General features: G+C 76.5%; 2 protein-coding genes. Both read left to right on the forward strand.

The annotated features are described in order from the left end of the window. On the forward strand, positions 1 to 206 hold a 206-nt coding region (locus GBZ26_RS28665; RefSeq protein ID WP_174441706.1), incomplete at its 5' end, for an ankyrin repeat domain-containing protein. A gap of 126 nt (positions 207 to 332) precedes the next feature. Next, positions 333 to 2,591: a tetratricopeptide repeat protein gene (locus GBZ26_RS28670; protein ID WP_174441707.1), complete on the forward strand. Its 2,259-nt coding sequence runs from the start codon at positions 333 to 335 to the stop codon at positions 2,589 to 2,591. Positions 2,592 to 2,684 lie beyond the last annotated feature (93 nt).

The following is a 2,684-nucleotide window of genomic DNA, read 5'->3' on the forward strand; positions in this document are numbered from 1 at the left end:
CGGTGGACGGCTGCGGGGCGGACGGGCGAACGGCGCTGATGACCGCCGCCATGTTCGACCGTGTGGACATGGTGGACGTTCTGCTGGCCCGCGGCGCCGATCCTGACGCGCGGGATGCTCGCGGCCTGACCGCCCGCGAGGCGGCGCTCGCCATGGGCGCCGCGAACGCCGCCGCCCGGTTGGCGCCCGGTGGGGGAGCCGTCTGAGCCGATTGCCCGGCGGGCAAAACCGGATTGTCCCGGCACCGATGACGCATTCGTACACGCGGCGGCGCGGGCGCGCTACACTGCGCGCCCCGAAGCCCCTCCCGCGGGCCAGCCGAACGGACCGTCATGAGCGCCAGCCGCAATTCCTCCCCTGCCACGCTCCAGGAGACGCTGACGCAGGCCGTCGTCCATCACCAGAACGGACGGCTGGCGGAGGCGCGGCCCCTCTACGAGCGGGTGCTGCGCCAGATGCCGGACCAGAGCGACGCGCTGCATCTGCTGGGGATGCTGACGGCGCAGACCGGCGATCCGGAGTCCGGGATTACGCTGATCCGCAAGGCCGTGGCGAAGGACGGCGGCCAGCCGGTCTTCCGCCTCAACCTGGGCCGCGTGCTGGAGGCGGTCGGGCGCTGGGCGGAGGCTGCGGAGGCCTACGGCCACGCCGCCCGCCTCGCCCCGCTGACCCCCGATCATCATCGGTTGGAAGCCGCCGCCCAGATGAAGCTGGGCCAGACCGAGGCCGCGGCGCGGGCCTTCCGCCGCCTGCTGGCTTTGGCGCCGGAGGATGGGGAGGCCGTCAACGCGCTGGCCGACGCGCTGTACGATCTGGGGCGGCCCGGCCCGGCAGCGGACTGGTACGGGCGGGCGTCGGCGCTCGCCCCCGGTGAGGTGCTGGCCGCTTACAACCAAGGCGCTGCGCTGCGCGACGCCGGGCGTTCGCGGGACGCGCTCGCCGCCTTCCGCCGCGCCGCCGCCCTGGCGCCGCTGCTGGTCCAGGCGCAGGAGCAGGTGACCAGCCTGTGCCACGCGCTGGGGGACAGGGCGGGCATCGCGGAGGCGGGGCGGCGGCTGATGGCGCTGGAGCCGGGCCACGGCGAAGGCGCGAAGATCCTGGGCGCGGCTCTGGCCGCGGCGGAGCCCTGGCGGGAAGGGGCGGCGTGGCTGGAGCGGGCGGCGGTGCTGGCCCCGTCCCCCGACGCCCTGCTGGTGCTCGGCAATCTATGGCAGGAGCGCGGGCATCCCGCGGCGGCGCCGCGCTGCTACCGCCGCGCCCTGGCGCTGGCCCCGGACTCCGCGACGGCGCTGACCGGGCTGGGCATGGCGCTGTCCGCCCTGGGGCGGGTGGAGGAGGCCGCGACCGCCGCCCGCCGCGCCGTCCGCGCCGACCCGCAGGAGGCCGGCCACGCCCTCAACGCCGGAGCCGTCCAGCACCGGGCCAAGCGCCCCGAAGAGGCGCGCGCGTGGTTCCGCCGCGCGCTGGCCTTGCAGCCCGATGGCGCCGCCGGCTGGACCAACCTTGGCACCCACGCCATCGAGGCGGGCGCCTTCGACGACGCGCTCACCCTGCTGCACCGGGCGCTGGCCCTGCGCACGGCGGAGCGGGAGGCGCTGGCCAGCTCCAACCTGGGCGTCGCGCTGATGGCGCTCGGCCGCCACGGCGAGGCGGTGGCCGCCCTGCGCGCCGCGCTGGACCGCGCGCCACAGGACGCGGAAGTGCGCTCCAACCTGCTGTTCTGCCTGTGCTTCGCCGAAGAGGCGGACCTTGGCGCGGTGTTCGGGGAGCACCGGCGGTTCGAGCGCGCCGTGATGCCGGTGCCGCCCGCCGCCCCGCGCTTCGACGCGGTGAACCGCGATCCGGAGCGGCGCCTGCGCGTCGGCTACCTGTCGCCGGATTTCCAGCGCTATCCGGGGCCGGGCTATCATTTCCTGCTGCCGCTGATCGAGCGTCATGACCGGTCGGCGGTGGAGGTGACCTGCTATTACGTGGACCTGCCGAAGGACGCGGCGACGGACCGCTTCGCGGCTCTGGCCGACCGCTGGCGCGCCGTCGCGGCCCTGCCGGACGGCGAGTTGGAGCGGCTGATCCGGGCGGACGGCATCGACGTGCTGGTGGACTGCGGCGGGCACATGTCGCGCAACCGCATGCCGCTGTTCATCCGCCGCCCGGCGCCGGTCCAGGCCAGCCTGCCGCTCTACCCGAACACGACGGGGCTGACGGCGATGGACTACCAGCTCTCCGACCACCGCTTCGCCGCGGCGGGCGCGGACGCCCTGCACACGGAAAAGCTGATCCGCCTGCCCGGCAGCGTGCTGTGCTACCGCCCCGCGGAGTCCGCCGTGGCACCGCCCGCCCGCCCGCCGGTGGAGGCGGCGGGGGTGTTCACCTTCGGCTCCTTCAACAACCTGACCAAGCTGAACGCCTCCACGCTGGCGCTGTGGGCGCGGGTGCTGGCGGCGGTGCCGGAGGCGCGGCTGATGCTGAAATGGCGGGGGGTGTCCGGGGGCGGGGGGGGGCGGCGGGGGGGGGGCGGCCTTGCCCCCCCAGGGGGGGGGGGGGGGCGGGGGGTGGCGGGCGGGGCCCCCCCCGGGCCCCCCGGGGGGTAACCGGGGCCTGGATGGCGGCCGGGGCCCCGCTTTGCCCAAAGCGGGGCCGCCGACCGCGGGGCGCCGGGGGGGGGGGGTTCCGCGGCGTGCCTA

This window comes from Azospirillum formosense, assembly GCF_013340925.1.
In the GTDB taxonomy this organism is placed as follows: Bacteria; Pseudomonadota; Alphaproteobacteria; order Azospirillales; family Azospirillaceae; genus Azospirillum; species Azospirillum formosense.